The organism is Falsarthrobacter nasiphocae, assembly GCF_031456275.1.
In the GTDB taxonomy this organism is placed as follows: domain Bacteria; phylum Actinomycetota; class Actinomycetes; order Actinomycetales; family Micrococcaceae; genus Falsarthrobacter; species Falsarthrobacter nasiphocae.
In genome coordinates this window covers 1,237,976-1,252,636 of sequence record NZ_JAVDUI010000001.1, presented here as the reverse complement: position 1 = coordinate 1,252,636, position 14,661 = coordinate 1,237,976, and the positions used below count along the sequence as shown (strand labels likewise).

12 protein-coding genes are annotated in these 14,661 nt (G+C 70.7%); 4 read left to right on the top strand and 8 right to left on the bottom strand.

What is annotated here, in order from left to right; translation table 11 throughout:
• Positions 1 to 34: 34 nt before the first annotated feature.
• The 4 genes from J2S35_RS05635 to J2S35_RS05620 all read left to right on the top strand — a co-directional run bounded on the left by J2S35_RS05635 (position 35) and on the right by J2S35_RS05620 (position 5,305).
• Positions 35 to 1,087 carry a hypothetical protein gene (locus tag J2S35_RS05635; protein WP_309850785.1) on the top strand — a complete coding sequence of 351 codons (1,053 nt, stop codon included), beginning with the start codon at positions 35 to 37 and terminating at the stop codon, positions 1,085 to 1,087.
• Entirely contained in the window at positions 1,075 to 3,093 is a 2,019-nt protein-coding gene (locus J2S35_RS05630; protein WP_309850782.1) for an ABC transporter ATP-binding protein/permease, read from the top strand. Before J2S35_RS05635 ends, J2S35_RS05630 begins: the two co-directional genes overlap by 13 nt.
• A 127-nt stretch (positions 3,094 to 3,220) precedes the next feature.
• Positions 3,221 to 4,462 carry an aminotransferase-like domain-containing protein gene (locus J2S35_RS05625; protein WP_309850779.1) on the top strand — a complete coding sequence of 414 codons (1,242 nt, stop codon included), beginning with the start codon at positions 3,221 to 3,223 and terminating at the stop codon, positions 4,460 to 4,462.
• 90 nt (positions 4,463 to 4,552) lie between these two features.
• Complete coding sequence (locus tag J2S35_RS05620; protein WP_309850776.1) at positions 4,553 to 5,305, top strand: class I SAM-dependent DNA methyltransferase; 753 nt, start codon at positions 4,553 to 4,555, stop codon at positions 5,303 to 5,305.
• Here the strand turns inward: J2S35_RS05620 and J2S35_RS05615 are convergent.
• From J2S35_RS05615 to J2S35_RS05580, 8 genes are all read right to left on the bottom strand, one after another.
• The gene (locus J2S35_RS05615) at positions 5,253 to 5,843 is read right to left on the bottom strand and encodes a methylated-DNA--[protein]-cysteine S-methyltransferase (protein ID WP_309850773.1); all 591 of its coding nucleotides are present in this window, start codon (positions 5,841 to 5,843) and stop codon (positions 5,253 to 5,255) included. The two genes, J2S35_RS05620 and J2S35_RS05615, sit on opposite strands and share 53 nt — an antisense overlap.
• A 158-nt stretch (positions 5,844 to 6,001) precedes the next feature.
• On the bottom strand, positions 6,002 to 7,804 hold the full coding sequence (locus J2S35_RS05610) for a DNA-3-methyladenine glycosylase 2 family protein (RefSeq protein ID WP_309850772.1): 1,803 nt from the start codon (positions 7,802 to 7,804) through the stop codon (positions 6,002 to 6,004).
• 220 nt (positions 7,805 to 8,024) lie between these two features.
• Positions 8,025 to 9,476, bottom strand: coding sequence for a dihydrolipoamide acetyltransferase family protein (locus tag J2S35_RS05605; RefSeq protein WP_309850770.1), 1,452 nt, complete (start codon positions 9,474 to 9,476; stop codon positions 8,025 to 8,027).
• Positions 9,473 to 10,453: an alpha-ketoacid dehydrogenase subunit beta gene (locus tag J2S35_RS05600; protein ID WP_309853061.1), complete on the bottom strand. Its 981-nt coding sequence runs from the start codon at positions 10,451 to 10,453 to the stop codon at positions 9,473 to 9,475. The genes J2S35_RS05605 and J2S35_RS05600 overlap by 4 nt, the downstream gene beginning before the upstream one ends.
• An 18-nt stretch (positions 10,454 to 10,471) precedes the next feature.
• On the bottom strand, positions 10,472 to 11,551 hold the full coding sequence (locus J2S35_RS05595) for a thiamine pyrophosphate-dependent enzyme (protein WP_309850768.1): 1,080 nt from the start codon (positions 11,549 to 11,551) through the stop codon (positions 10,472 to 10,474).
• A gap of 226 nt (positions 11,552 to 11,777) precedes the next feature.
• Positions 11,778 to 12,902, bottom strand: coding sequence for a histidinol-phosphate transaminase (locus J2S35_RS05590; RefSeq protein ID WP_309850764.1), 1,125 nt, complete (start codon positions 12,900 to 12,902; stop codon positions 11,778 to 11,780).
• 54 nt (positions 12,903 to 12,956) lie between these two features.
• Positions 12,957 to 14,378, bottom strand: a complete 1,422-nt coding sequence (locus J2S35_RS05585) for an alpha/beta fold hydrolase (protein ID WP_309850761.1) — start codon at positions 14,376 to 14,378, stop codon at positions 12,957 to 12,959.
• Positions 14,375 to 14,644 (bottom strand): hypothetical protein, encoded by a 270-nt coding sequence (locus J2S35_RS05580; RefSeq protein WP_309850758.1) that lies wholly within the window; start codon positions 14,642 to 14,644, stop codon positions 14,375 to 14,377. The genes J2S35_RS05585 and J2S35_RS05580 overlap by 4 nt, the downstream gene beginning before the upstream one ends.
• Positions 14,645 to 14,661 lie beyond the last annotated feature (17 nt).

Genomic DNA, 14,661 nt, shown 5'->3' with positions numbered 1-14,661 from the left:
ACGCAGGACCCGCACCCCACGCCTCACGCGCCCCGTGGCCACCGCCGTCATGGCGCTCCTCATCGTGTGCGCCATCGGCGGCGCTTTTCTCCTCGGACGGCTTGTCACCAGCCCGTCTCAGAAAGCACTCCAGGAGGCCCCCGCGTCCGTCCAGAGCTACGCGGTCGTCGAACAGCGCACTGTCAACGCGACGGAACGCATCACGGGCACGCTCTCATCGGGACAGAGCAGCGCCATCGGCACGAGTGCCGTCGCGGCAAGCCCCGTGGTCACACATATGCCCCTCTCCCCTGGGGCGAAAGTATTGCCCCTGCAATACCTGGGGTCTCTTGGCGAGCAGCCCGTCTTCGCCATGAGCGCCTCGATCCCACTGTTTCGGGACTTGAAACTCGGCGACAGGGGAAACGACGTCTTCATGCTGCAGAACTTTCTCTCCTCGCACGGGTTCCCAGGGGTCTCCTCCAGCGGTTCCGTTGACGCCGTGACGCTCGAGGCTGTGCGCCTCGTCTACACGAACCAGGGGCTCGAGGCCCCCGGCAAGACGGCCAAGGACACTGTCTTCCATCACGCCCACTTCTTGCGCTTCGGGGACGGCAGCGGGATTGTGACCAAGGCGGCCGCTGTGGCCAGCAGCGTGAGCGAAAAATCGCCGCTGCTCACCATCTCCCGGGGGGACGCCATCGTCACCGCTCGCGTCACGCTGCCGACGGCGGATGAGATCCGCAAGGGCGACGTCGTCGGCCTGGCGGCAGGCGAGAAGACCGCCACAGGCACGGTGACGGATGTGGGTGATTTCCGCACTGACGACAGCGGCATCTCCGCGCGAGACGTCACCGTCCGGCCGGACGGGAACCTCAGCTCGGTCTCGACAGTGTCCATCACCCCAAAGGGCACTGCCGGCCCGGGGCCCGCTGTTCCGATGATTGCACTCCGCGAGGAGAACGGACAGACCTATGTCATGGCAGCGCGATCACGATCGGACGAGCCGCGGCGCATCAACGTCAAGGTCCTGCGCCAGGCGGACGGCTGGGCGGCTATTGCCCCGGAGACGGACCTCCCTGTGGGAAGCGTTCTATGGATTCCATAGGGACCCCCGTTCTCCGCCTGCGGGGCGTGAGACGGGAGTTCGGAACGGGGCCCACAACCGTCGCCCTCGCCGAGGCGAGCTTCGAGGTGTGGCCCGGAGAACTGGTGGCGGTCGTCGGGCCGTCCGGAGCCGGCAAGTCCACGCTGCTCAATCTCATGGGTCTTCTGGACCGGCCGACGCGCGGCTCGATCGAGATCCTCGGGCGCGACGTGACCACCCTGTCTGAACGCGAACGCGACGTCTTCCGGGGCCTCCATATCGGGTTCGTCTTCCAGTCGAGTCATCTCATTGGCTACGAGTCCACCGCGAACAACGTCGGGCTCAACCTGAGGGTGCGAGGCGTTGACCAGGGTTACCGCGATGACCGCATCACCGAACTCTTGCAGACCTACGGACTCAGCGACCGTGCGGCTACGCCTGGCGCCCTTCTATCCGGTGGCGAGCGCCAGAGAGCGGCGATCGCGAGGGCCGCCGCAGGGCACCCAGAGCTCCTCCTTGCCGACGAGCCCACGGGAAACTTGGACTCCCGCAACGCCGCGGGAGTCATGCGGCAGCTGAAGGGCCTCGCGCGGGCGGGTGTCGCCGTTGTCGTCATCACGCACGACCCAACTGTGGCAGCTGCCGCAGACCGCCGTCTGGACGTCTTTGATGGCCGCGTGTCGGCACCCCCGAGGCCCAAAGAGACGACTCCTGCGCAGGCGCGGCCCGGGTCCGTGACCAGAAAACACCTCGGGGTGGACACAGGCGGGCTAGGCAGCAGGAAGCCCACACTGCCCAAGGGGCGGGCCCTCTCCCGATGGGCAGACACTTTGGCTGACGGGGTCAACGCTCTATGGTCTCTCACGTTTCGCTCCGCCCTCCTCATCACGGCGTTTGCGCTTGGTGTGGGCGGTCTGATCGCGGCGTCGGGCCTCACCGCGACAACGAGCGCTCACATCAGCGACCGCCTCGACGACGCGGCCCTGAGCGAGGTCCGATTCCAGGACCTTCGCGACAGACCCACGCTCCCCGTCCCCGCCGGCCAGCGGGACCCCCGAGACGCGACTCGGGGCCCCGTTCCATCGGACGCGATTGTCCGCGCCGTGTCCGAGCAGGCCGCGTCGATCGATGGCGTCCTCAGTGTGGGGTACGAGGCTACGGCCGACACCGTCTCGATCAAACGCCTGCACGAACCCGGTCCGGGCGCCAAGACCGTCATCTCGACACTAACCGCCGTCAACGGTGAACGCGTCAAGCAGTTCCTCGTGACCGGAGGCGTCGCTCTCTGGGACTCCCCGCAGGGCGGGCACCAGGCCATCCTGGGCGCTGAGGCCGCCCAGAAGCTGTCCGTGGCCCGCGCCGGGCCTGGGGTCAATGTGTACGTGGGCGACACCCGTGCGGCCGTGGTGGCGGTTCTTCCAGGGCGAGGTGACCCAATCATCGATCAAGGTGTCTTCGGCAACCTCAACCTCGCCCGCACCGTAGGCGACGTAAAACACGCCTACGTCGTGAAAACGCGTCCCGGGTATCCGACAGCCGTCGGCGAAGCGGTTGCTCAAACACTGAGCCCCGGAGCCCCTGCCGCTGTCCACGTTCAACGGACGGCGGATCTGCGAAATCTCAAGAAAGGCGTTGCGGGGGACCTGACCCTCATGGTCCGCATCATGGGGATCGTCCTGCTCATTCTCGCGGCGCTCACCGCCGCCACCAGCATGTATATTTCCGTCCTCAGCCGAACAGGTGAAATCTCGCTGCGCCGGGCCCTCGGGCAAAGTCGCCTGTCCATCGCACGGCAGTTCATCCTCGAGGGCTCCCTTCTCGGCTTCGTGGGCGGACTCGGTGGCCTGTTTCTCGGCGTGCTCTTCGTCGTGGGCCTTTCCATGACCCAAGGATGGATCCCGATTCTCGATCCTGTCGTCATGCCCCTCGTCGCGGTCCTGCTTGGCCTGGGGGTGGGGTCCATTGCCGCTGTAGTGCCCGCCGGCATTGCCGCCAGGCTCGAACCCGCTGCTGGGCTTCGCGGCTGACTCCGCGTTCGGGGCGGCGCCGAGGCCGGAGACGGCGAGGTGTGGGGCGCTGGGCATGAGCCGTCGCACCGGCATCCCGGGCGCGAGCCGGGGCGCGAGAGGCCCCGGACAGGCTAGGCTGAAGACTGTGACTGACAACGCCTTCTCGAATCCCCTCGAAGCCCTCTTCTCCGAGCGCAGCGCGCACATCAAGCAGTCCGCAGTTCGGGACGTCTTCGACATCTCCGTCCAGCCCGGGCTCGTCTCCTTCGCCAGCGGCAGCCCCAACCTGAAGGCCCTCCCGGTCGAGGAGCTTGGGGAGGCCGCCAGGCGCGTCGTCGTCGACCACTCCGCCGAGGCGCTCAACTACGGCGTGGGCACCGGCATGGACCAGCTGCGGAAGCAGATCACCGAGGTCATGGCGCTGGAAGGCGCAGAGAACGTGGACTGGGAGACGGTCCTCGTGACCACCGGCTCGCAGTTTGCGCAGGACATTGCGGCGAAGGTGTTCTGCGACGAGGGCGACGTCATCCTCTGCGAGGACCCCACGTACGTGGGCGCGCTCAACGCGTTCGAGGTGTACCGCGTTGAGGTGGTGCCTGTGGCGACCGACGAGCACGGCATCATTCCCGAGGCGCTCACCGAGACGATCCGCTCCCTCAAGGCCGCGGGCAAGCGGGTCAAGATGCTCTACACGATCCCCTCGTTCAACAACCCGTCCGGGATCTCGCTCGCGGAAGAGCGCCGCCAGCCCGTCGTTGACGCATGCCGCGCGGAGAATATTCTCGTCCTGGAAGACAACCCGTACGGTCTCCTGAAGTTCGACGGCAAGCCGTTCCGACCCCTCGTCGCCGACAACCCGGACGACGTCATCTACCTCGGCTCGTTCTCGAAGATCCTCGCCCCCGGCGTCCGCGTCGGCTGGGCCGTCATCCCCAAGGCCCTCTTCCGGCGCTTCTACCTCGCCGCAGAGGCCGTGGTCCTCACGCCGTCCACCGTCACGCAGCTGCTCGTGTCCGAATACCTCACCTCGATCGACTGGCGCGGCGCCATCAGCGAGTCTCGCGCGCTCTACAAGGAGCGGTGCGAGGCGATGCTCGCGGCCCTCGAGCGCGAGTTCGGGGATGTCGAGGGCGTCTCGTGGACCGTGCCCGAGGGCGGCTTCTTCGTGTGGGTCACCCTGCCCGAGGGGATCGACACGTACCCGCTCATGCGCGAGGGCATCGACGCCGGCGTGGTCTTCATCCCCGGCGTGGCCTTCTCCCCCAACGACGAGCCCAATCACCACCTGCGCCTCGCGTTCTCCAACGTCACGCCGGAGCAGATTGACGAGGGCTTCCGCCGCCTCAAGCCCGTGCTCATGCGGGCCATCGAGGGCGCGCGGGGCTAGGCTCTGGGCTCCGTCCGACTCGATTGGTGCCTGGATGCCGGAAACACGCCCATTGCCGGCGGCGGGCCCACAACCGAGGAGCGTGACCCTGTGAGGACGGTTGCGGACCCAGACCACGGTGGCCCTTCCGGTGCCCGCGGTGGAACCTCCGCCGCGGCGGACGCCTACACGCGCCGCGCCGCAGAGTACGCGGCCGCTCTGGGCTCAATGGATGCCGTCGCCGCCCCGGACCGCGAACTCGTGACCCGCTGGGCCCTCGAGCAGGACGGGCCCATCGTCGACCTGGGGTGCGGGCCCGGGCACTGGACGGCACACCTCGCGGGTCTCGGCTGCACGATTGACGGCGTCGACCCCTCCACCGAGTTCGCCCGCCTCGCCGCGCGCGAGCACCCGGGGGTGCACTTCTGGCGCGGGACCGCCGCAGACCTCCAGCCCGGGGGCGCGGCGGGCATCCTGGCCTGGTACTCCTTGATTCACCTGCCCCCGGCCGAGCTCCCGCAGCACCTCGCCTGGATCCGGACGGCCCTGACAGCGGGCGGGAGTCTGCTCGTCGGGTTCTTCGAAGGGCCGGAGCTCAGCCCCTTTGATCACGCGGTGACCACGGCCTACCGCTGGCCGGTCTCCCGCATGTCCGCTCTCCTTGAGCGCGCGGGGTTCCGTGTGACTGAGGTGCATCAACGGCACGACGACGGCGCCCGCCCGCACGCAGCCATCGTCTGCCGACGCGGCACGGCCCTCAATTGGCGGCTCAATGCCGGAAACGGGCCCATTTCTGGCGGCGAGCCCACAATCAACGAGAAAGAGGCAGGCGCCCAGCCTCCCGCGCCAAGAGACGCTCCTTGATCTCAGTCCCGTAGCGGAACCCTCCCATCCCGCCGCCCGTTCGCACCACCCGGTGGCATGGCACAAAGAGCGCGGCCGCGTTCGAGGCGCACGCACCGGCTGCGGCGCGGACTGCGGCCGGGCGGCCCGCTCGCTCGGCGTATTCGGCGTATGTCACGGGAGCCCCGGGACCGACCTGTCGCAGGACATCCCAGGCATGAGCCCTGAACTCAGCCGAGTCCTGACGCACAGGCACCGCCGCCGGGGCGTCCAGGTCCCCGGCGTAGTAGGCGCGGACGGCGTTGAGTGCGTGGGTGATCCGCTCGTCGTCGTCATCCACGAGGTCCACCTCAGCGGGGCGCAGGCGCGCGTGGATGAGCTCCCGCAGAGCCCAGACATCATTGGTCCAGCCGGAGGCGAGGACGTGGCCGTCACTGGCGATGACCGTGAACGGGCCGTCCTCCGTGGTGAGCGTCGCGGTGACGGCGGGGGTGTGATCGGGGGACGAGGCCGCGCCAGAAGACGGGGCCGTGGTGCTGGGCTGCGGCGATGCGTTCATGAGGTGTCCTTAGGGATGGGGGCCCGGCGAGGCGGGCTGATCGGGTCAGGGGTGGTCGAATCAAGGCTGGACTGGTCCGGGCCGGCGCGAATGGCGGGAAGCTCGGGCAACGCGGCGCCGGCGTGGCGGGCCAGACACGTTGCGCCCGCCGCCTCGGGCTAGGGCGCGGGCATCGCCACTGCCCGCCACAGGTGCATTTGCGCGTAGGAGCGCCACGGCGACCAGTCCGCGGCAATGCGCTCGAGCTCCACATGGGCGGTGCGCGCCGGCATGTCCGCCTCAAGGAGGCCTAAACGCTTCGCGCCGGCAATGAGCGCGACATCCCCGCGCATCCAGACATCCGGGTCACCGAGGACGCGCATCGTCACGTACGCGGCCGTCCACGGCCCAATGCCGGGCAGAGCCACGAGATCCCGGGCGAGCTCGGCGCGGTCCCGCCCGGCGTCGAGCACCAGATCCCCCGAGGCGAGCGCCGCCATGGCGCCCCGGAACGCCACGATGCTCCGCCGCGGCAGCCGCAGCGGGCGCCCCGGTTCCAGCGCCACGTCCTTGGGGCCGGGGTCTGGGACGACGGCGAGGCACTCCTCCGCGGTGGGGAACAGCCGCGTCAGCCCGTCGAACCCGAAGGACACGGCCGGTCCCAGCTCGGCCACGCGCGAGAGGTGCCCCCGCGCGGCGCCCACGGTGATCTGCTGGCCCACGATGGCCCGGGCGAGCATCTCGTGGGCGTCCGCCGCTCCCGGCACGCGCATGCCCGGGGTGGCCGCGACGCCCTCCGCGAGACGGGGGTGCGAGGCGGCGAGGGCCGCGTCCACGGCGACCGGGTCCGCATCGAGGTCGAAGAGGCGGCGCAGCCGGGCGATGGCGGCGGGCAGGTCGGAGAGCGCGCCCAGCTCCAGGTCGGCGGACAGGGTCCATTCGGCCACGGGCTGCCCCGCTGCTCTGGGGCCGCTGTCTGGGTATGACGGGGGCGCGGCTGTGACTGCCGGTGTGGCGTTGGAGCCGCGAACCCTGGCCGCGCCGCCGCGAACTGGGCGCCTCTCCGCGATGACCCGGGCGGCCCCGGGCGCGCCCGGCAAGCGGAGCGTCCGCGCGTAGACGAGGCGGTCGGGGTCGGAGAGGTCGATCCGCTCCACGCCGTCCAGCGCGCGCGGCGCGAGGAACTCGAAGACACCGGGCGCGTCGAACGGCTGCCTGACGGGCAGGTCCACAGTCAAGCGGATCGCGTCTCCGGGGCTGGATGGGCTCTCGCCCCTGGGCGCGCCGCCGTCCTGGGCCGCGCGGACACTCCGGAGGGCGGCAGCCCCCTGGTCTGCGCCGCGGTGCCCGCCCAAACTGCGGGCCGCGCCGACGCCCTGACGTGCACCGCGACGATCCCCCGCGGTCCGCCGGGGCAAGTCCCCTGGGGCCACGGCGAAGACCTCGCGCATGGTCTCGTTGAACTGGCGCACCGAGCCGAAGCCCGCCGCGAAGGCCACGTCAGACATGGGCAGATCCGTCCCGGCGATGAGAGCGCGCGCCGTCTGGGCCCGCTGCGCCCGGGCGAGCGCGGCCGGCCCCGCCCCGAGTTCAGCCGTCATGACACGCTGGAGCTGCCGCGGCGAGTAGCCCAGGCGCGCGGCCAGCCCCGGAACGCCCTCCCGGTCCACGATGCCCTCGCCGATCAGGCGCATCGCCCGCGCCGCGACATCTCCGCGCACATCCCACTGGGGCGAGCCTGGCGTCGCCTCGGGCAGGCACCGCTTGCACGCCCGGAACCCCGCCTCATGCGCGGCCGCCGACGTCAGGTAGAACCGCACGTTCTCCGGCTTCGGGGTCCGTGCGGGGCATGACGGGCGGCAGTAAATCCCTGTGCTGAGGACGCCGACGACGAATTGGCCGTCAAACCGCCTGTCCCGCGACGAGAGGGCACGGTGCCGCTCAGCATGGAGGGCGTCGGCGGAGTTATGGGGCGTCGTCATGTCCCCAGTCCACACCACACGGGGCCGGGGCGCCAGCGGTTTTCGGACACCGCGGTCCGGCACCTCTGGAACAAGCTTGGAATAACCGGGTGCGGCCATCCCACACGGCTTGCCCCCTGGATTGGCGTTTGCCACTGACATTGCAGGGGGCAAACACCAGAACAGGGGGCGAACGGGTGAGGGTGCCAGGCCAGCCGTGCTGCCAGGCCCCGCCGACGCCCTAGCTCAGGAGCAGCAGCGGGTCCTCGAGCACGCTCGCCACGTCCACCGTGAACTGTGCGGCCACGTCACCGTCGACGATCCGGTGGTCGAACGACCCGCCCACCGTCGTCACCCAGCGCGGCTTGATCTCGCCGTCCACGACCCACGGCTTCTGCCTGATCGTGCCGAACGCGAGGATCGCGGCCTCGCCCGGGTTGATGATCGGCGTGCCGGAGTCCAGCCCCAGGGAGCCGATGTTCGTGATCGTGAAGGTGCCCTGCTGCATCTCCGCGGGGCGGGTCCGCCCCTCGCGCGCCGTGAGGATGAGCGTGTTGATGGCGATTGCCAGCTCCCGCAGCCCCATCTCGTGAACGTTCTTGATGTTCGGGACCATGAGCCCGCGGGGCGTCGCGGCGGCAATGCCGAGGTTGACGAAGTTCTTCACGAGGATCTCTTCGCCCGCCCACATCGAGTTGACGGTGCGGTTGCGCTCCAGCGCGTAGATGACGGCCTTCGCCACGATGAGCAGCGGCGAGATCTTGATGCCCTCGAAGTCGCGGCGCTTCTTGAGGCGCTGCACAAGCTCCATCGTGGCGGTCGCGTCGACTTCCTTGAACACGGTCACGTGCGGCGCGGTGAACGCGGAGTCCACCATGGCGGCCGCGGTCATCTTGCGGACGCTGCGGACGGGAACGCGCTCCACGTCGCCCGTGAATCCGCGTGAGAACCCCGGCCCGCCCTCGTGCGCCTGGCGGGCGATGGCGGCCGCAGTGCCGATCTCGATCCCGCTGAGCGGCACCTTGATCTTGGGCGCGTCCTCGGCATCCCGCTGGGCGATGAAGTCCTCGAGGTCCTTGCGCGTCACCTCGCCCCGCAGGCCGGTAGGGGTGCAGTCGGCCAGGTCAACGCCTGCGTCCTTCGCCGCCTTGCGCACGGGCGGCTTGGCCAGCGGCCTCTCCACCGGAGCGGACGACGACGGAGCTGGCGCGGCGGCCACCCCCGCGGCCGGCGCAGGCGCAGGCGTGTCCGCCGCGGGGCGAGCCTGCGCCGTGGAGCCAGCCGCCCCCGAGCGGCGGCGGCGCCGTGTCACGGACTCCGCCTTAGGGCCGGTGCCCACGAGCGGCTTCATGACCTCGTCGGCGTTGTCGGCCGCAGCGAGGGATGCGGCATCGGCCTCTGGCGCCGATGCGGCGTTCTCGCCGCCGGCGGGGTCTGAGCCCTGCGGCTCGGCGTCGTCGGCCACTTCATAGATGGGGGTGCCCACGCTGACCGTCTTGCCCTCAGGGACGAGGAGGCGCGCCATCCGCCCCGTGAACGGAGAGGGGAGCTCGACGAGGGACTTGGCCGTCTCAATCTCGAGGACGACCTGGTTGAGGGCGACCTCGTCCCCCTCGGCGACGCGCCAGGAGACGATCTCCGCCTCCGTCAGGCCTTCCCCGACGTCCGGCAGCTTGAAAATGTGCGTGCTCACGATGCGGGCTCCTCGTAGGTGTACAGCTCGTCAAGGGCGGTGAGGAGCTTGTCGACGTCCGGCAGGTACTCCTCTTCCACCTTGGCCACCGGGTACGGCATGTGGAATCCGCCGACGCGCAGGATCGGCGCCTCAAGGGACAAGAACGCCCGCTCGGTGACGCGGGCCGCGATCTCGCCGCCGATGCCGCCGAACGTCGGGGCCTCGTGGGTGACGATCATCCGGCCGGTCTTGCGGGCTGACGCCACAAGGGTGTCGAAGTCGATCGGCGAGATGGAGCGCAGGTCCACCACCTCCACGCTGCGGCCCTCCTCCTCCGCGGCCTCCGCCGCCGCGAGGGCCGTGGCCACGAGGGGTCCGTAGGCGACGATCGTCGCGTCCGTGCCCTCACGCACGACGCGCGCCGTGAAGGGACTGCCCGGGTCCGTGTCCGTGTCCACCTCGCCCTTGACCCAGTACCGACGCTTGGGCTCGAAGACGATGACGGGGTCCTGGCACTCGACCGCCTGCTGGATCATCCAGTACGCGTCCTGCGGGTTGGACGGCGTGATGATGCGCAGGCCCGCGGTGTGCGCGAAGAGCGCCTCCGGGGACTCGGAGTGGTGCTCAATGGAGCCGATCCCGCCGCCGTACGGCACGCGGATGACGACGGGCGCGCTCATCCGGCCGGCGCTGCGGGTGCGGAACTTGGCGAGCTGAGTGGTGATCTGGTTGAAGGCGGGGAAGATGAAGCCGTCGAACTGGATCTCGCAGACGGGCAGGTAGCCGCGCATCGTCATGCCGATGGCTGTGCCCACGATCCCGGACTCCGCGAGCGGGGAGTCGATGACGCGATCCGTCCCGAAGTCCGCCTGGAGCCCCTCCGTCACGCGGTAGACGCCGCCGAGCCGGCCGACGTCCTCGCCCATGATGAGGGACTTCTCGTGCGTTTCGAGGACGCGGCGGAGCCCCGCGGTGATCGCCTTGGCGATGCTCATGTTCTGGGTTGCCACGTCTTACTCCTCGAGTCCGGCGGTGTAGGCGAGGTGAGCCTGAAGCTCTTCCGCCACGAGGGGGTGCTCCTCGGCGTAGACCGTGCGGAACGAGTCCTCGATGACTGGCGACTCGCTGGCGAGGACGCGCTCGCGCACGTGCATGGCCAGCTCCGTGGCCGCCGCCTCGATGCGGGCGGCCGCGTCGTCGTCGAGAATCCCCTCCGCGCGCAGGTAGCGCTCCATCCGGGAGATGGGGCACTTGGCGTGCCACTCGGTCTCCTCGTCCTTGACCCGGTACTTCGTGGGGTCGTCGGCGGTGGTGTGCGCGGCGAGGCGGTACGTCTGGGCCTCGATGAGCGTGGGGCCCTCTCCGGCGCGCGCTCGCCTGAGCGCTCGGCTGGAGGCCACAAAGGTCGCGACGACGTCGTTGCCGTCCACCTGGATCCCGGGGAATCCGTAGCCGGCCGCCCGCTCGGCCAGGGGCCGCTTGGACTGGACGGAGAACGGCACGGAGATCGCGTACTGGTTGTTCTGGGCGAAGAAGACGATGGGCGCGTTGTAGGAGGCGGCGAAGACCATGGCCTCGTGGACGTCGCCCTCGCTGGAGGAGCCGTCCCCGAAGAAGGCCACGGTAGCCTCCCCCGGCTCGGTCCGGCCGTCGCGCTGCGCGTCCCACGACGTGCCCATGGCGTAGCCCACGGCATGGAGCGTCTGGGCGGCGAGGACGAGGGTGTAATGGTGGAAGTTGTGCTCGCGGGGGTCCCGCCCCGAGTGGGCCGCGCCGCGGAAGGTCTCGAAGAGGTCGGCGACGTCCATCCCGCGTGTGAGGGCCACACCGTGCTCCCGGTAGGTGGGGAACGCGAAGTCCTCGGGCTTCATGGCGTGGCCGATCCCGATCTGTGCGCCTTCCTGGCCCAGCATCGGGGGCCAGAGGGCGAGGTGGCCTTGGCGCTGGAGGCTCGTGCCCTCCGCGTCGAACCGGCGCGTGAGCACCATGTCCCGGTACAGGCCGAGCATGACGTCCGGCGTCAGCGCCTTGGCGTCCTCCTCGTAGCCCTCGGGGACGGTGAAGCGCCCCTCGGGGTCAAGGAATTGGAGCATGTCTAGAGCCTCCGTGTGTCGAAAGCGGGGCTCGTCGCTGACCCCGGGTGGTCTCGAGAGCGGGGAGGCCAGGCCTCACCCGCGCGCCCTGTTCAGTGGGCAGGCGGCCGTCTCCGGGCGAACCCGGAGCGGCCAGCCTCTGCCATTGTCACCCACCGGGCGGGCGATGTTTATATTCTGATTTCCGCATATAACCCGCTGGCCAACTAGACCCCGGTCGGCTCCGTCAGGCCTGCGAGCCGTGAGGGGCCCTTGGGTACTCCGCGCACAGTTCGAGGAACCGAGTGTTGGCCTCCGCCTCCCCGATGCTCACGCGGACTCCCTCGCCTGCGAAGGCCCGCACGGACAGGGCCCGCGCTTCTGCGGCCGCAGCGAACTCGGCAGCATCCCCTTCGCCACCCGAATAGTCGAGCCAGACGAAATTCGCGTGCGTCTCGGGAACGACCCACCCGAGCTCCTTGAGACCGGCGACGACGCGCTGGCGCTCCTCGACGAGCTCGTCCACCCGGGCCAGGACGTCCTCCATGTGCTCCAGGGAGGTGCTCGCCGCGGCCTCGGCCATGCTTGTCACGGCGAAGGTCGTGGCGGCGGCCCGGACGTATCCCCGCAGGGCCGACCCCTGGAGCGAGTAGCCGACGCGCAGGCCTGCGAGGCCATGCGCCTTCGAGAAGGTGCGGAGGACCACGACGTTGGGGTGCTCCTGATAGAGGCGGACGCCGTCCACCGCTCCCTCGAGCCGCACGAACTCGATGTACGCCTCGTCGAGGACCACGACGACATCCTCGGGCACCCGGGCCAGGAACGCCTCGACCTGCTCGTGGGTCATCGCAGGGCCCGTGGGGTTGTTCGGCGAGCACAGGAGGATGACGCGGGTGGCCGGGGTGACGGCGGCCGCGAGCGCGTCGAAATCGTGTGAGCCGTCCGCCGCATTGGCCACGGGCACGGGGGTCGCACCCGCGAGCGTCACGCAGATGGGGTACGCCTCGAAGGAGCGCCACGAGAAGACGACCTCGTCCGCGTCCCCCTCCGGCTCCTGCCCAGCAAAGGCCGCGAGGACCTGGCTCAGGGCGCCGAGGGAGCCCGCCGCGGTGACCACGTCCTCCGGGTCCACCCCGAGGGCCGCCCCGATGGCCCCGCGCAGGCGAGTGGTGGCCGGATCCGGGTAGCGGTTGACGGCGGACTCTGCCTGGATCGCCTCGAGAACCACCGGAAGGGGCGGGAAGGGGTTCTCGTTCGAGGAGAGCTTGTAGCTGGTCAGGCCGTCGACAGGTGCGGGGCTCTTCCCCGCTCGGTACACCGGAAGGCGCCCAATGGCGGAGCGCGGGTGCACAGGGCGATTGTTGTGAGTCATGCGTCACAGCCTACGGCCCCCTCTTGCCGAACAACAGGGCACGACTGCCGCCCTTCACCGCCGACCCCTGTCCCCGCCCCACTGCCACGAGGTGTGCGGGGGCGGGGCCGCCGCGTCCTGCCGCACGCCGAACGCCAGGTAGTCCCGGGTGACCCCGCTGCCGCCCGCGCCGAGAAGGTCCCCCAGGGGCCTCGCGGCCGAGGCGATGCCGGGCCGACCCTCCGCCCGGTCCACGCCCTTCACGGACTCGGCGTAGGCGGTGAGCGCGTGCTCCACCGGGAATCCCCCAGCGGCAAGGTTGGCGACGTCCGGCCGCTCATAGGGGACCGTCACGGTGACCCGCTCAGCCGTGGCCCGGTTCCGCACCCCCTCGAGCCCCGGCACGGCGTCCCCGGAGTTCTCAATCTGGAGGGCCGCGACTCCTGGCTGGGGCTCCGCCAGGCCCGTCGGCGCACCCACGGTGAAGAGGCCACGCACGTTCCAGCGCGATGCGAACGCCGGGTCCGCGGCGAGGTTGGCCGCGTGCATCCCTCCTTGGCTGTGTCCCGCGAGGACTAGCCGGTCTCCCGGGCTGAACTCTGCCCCTTCAAGCGCGGCCTCCACGCCGGACCGCATGGCCTCCGACTGCCCATAGAGTGCGTCCGCGACGCCCAGGATCCCATTGGGGTTCTGCGAGCCCACGTGGGTCAGGTCCGCCGAGCCCGGCAGGTACACCACGAACGTGTCCGGCTCCCCCGGCCTGCGGATCCTCTCGACAAGGATGCTGCTGCCGTCGGAGCCCTCCCGCGGGACGGCGTGCCGCTTGACGGCGTCCAGTCCGCCCACGAGGTAGGACGCCACCCCAGCCCCGGGGTCCATGCCCGGCCCCTCCACCCGCTCCGGGTCTCCCTCGACGACGACGGGGCGCTGCCGCTCCCTGAACCCGCCCGCCGCGAGGCCCGGGCCGAGCCACCGCCCCAGGCCGGACCACTGGCCAAGCATCCGCTCCACCCCGCGGCCGCTCACGGACGTGAGGACGAGCAGGCCCGCCAGCGGCAGTGCGGGCAGGCGAGGGCCGTTGTACATCGCCCGGATGGCGTCATCCTCCATGCGCACGTAGCTCGCGTAGGCGGTGTCCACGGCCCGCGCCAGGGCCTCGATTTCCCCGGCCGTCCGCCCGGCTGAGCGGCTGAGCTCCGTCAGGGCCTCCTCGAGGCGCTGGGCCGCCCACTGGGCGGCGCTCCCCGCGTCCGGGCCAAGGCCCGGGGGCGCGAGGAGCCGCCGCACCGCCCCGTCCTGCACCTGGGAGACAGCCTCCGCCGCTGACCGCAGCTGCCCGGGCACGGCCGCGACCTGCTCCCAGGCGAAGGCCATGCTCTCCGCGCCGCCGCGGACGAGCATGCCGTCCACCATGAGCGGGCCCTCCCCGTCCGCCCAGGGGTCCGCGGCCCCAGGCAGCTCCGGGAGGGCCGGCCCCACGGGCGCCCCCGCGATCACCAGCCACCCGCCTCTGCCCGCGCGCCCGGGGCCGCCGCGAGCGCGCCCTCCAGCGCCCGCGCCGCCTCACGGCACTCCTCCACACGGCGGAGCACGTCCGCGAGCCCGTGCCGCGCCTCCTCCACGCGGACCCTGAACCGCCTCCCGGCCCTCGAGGACCACACGGCCCCCGTCACGAGCTCCGCCTCCGCGAGGGCCCTCAGGACGCGCTCCTCCCACGCCCCCGCCTCGGCCGCCACCAGTCCGGGCTCCCCAAACCCGTTCATTCCTGTCTCCCCCTTCG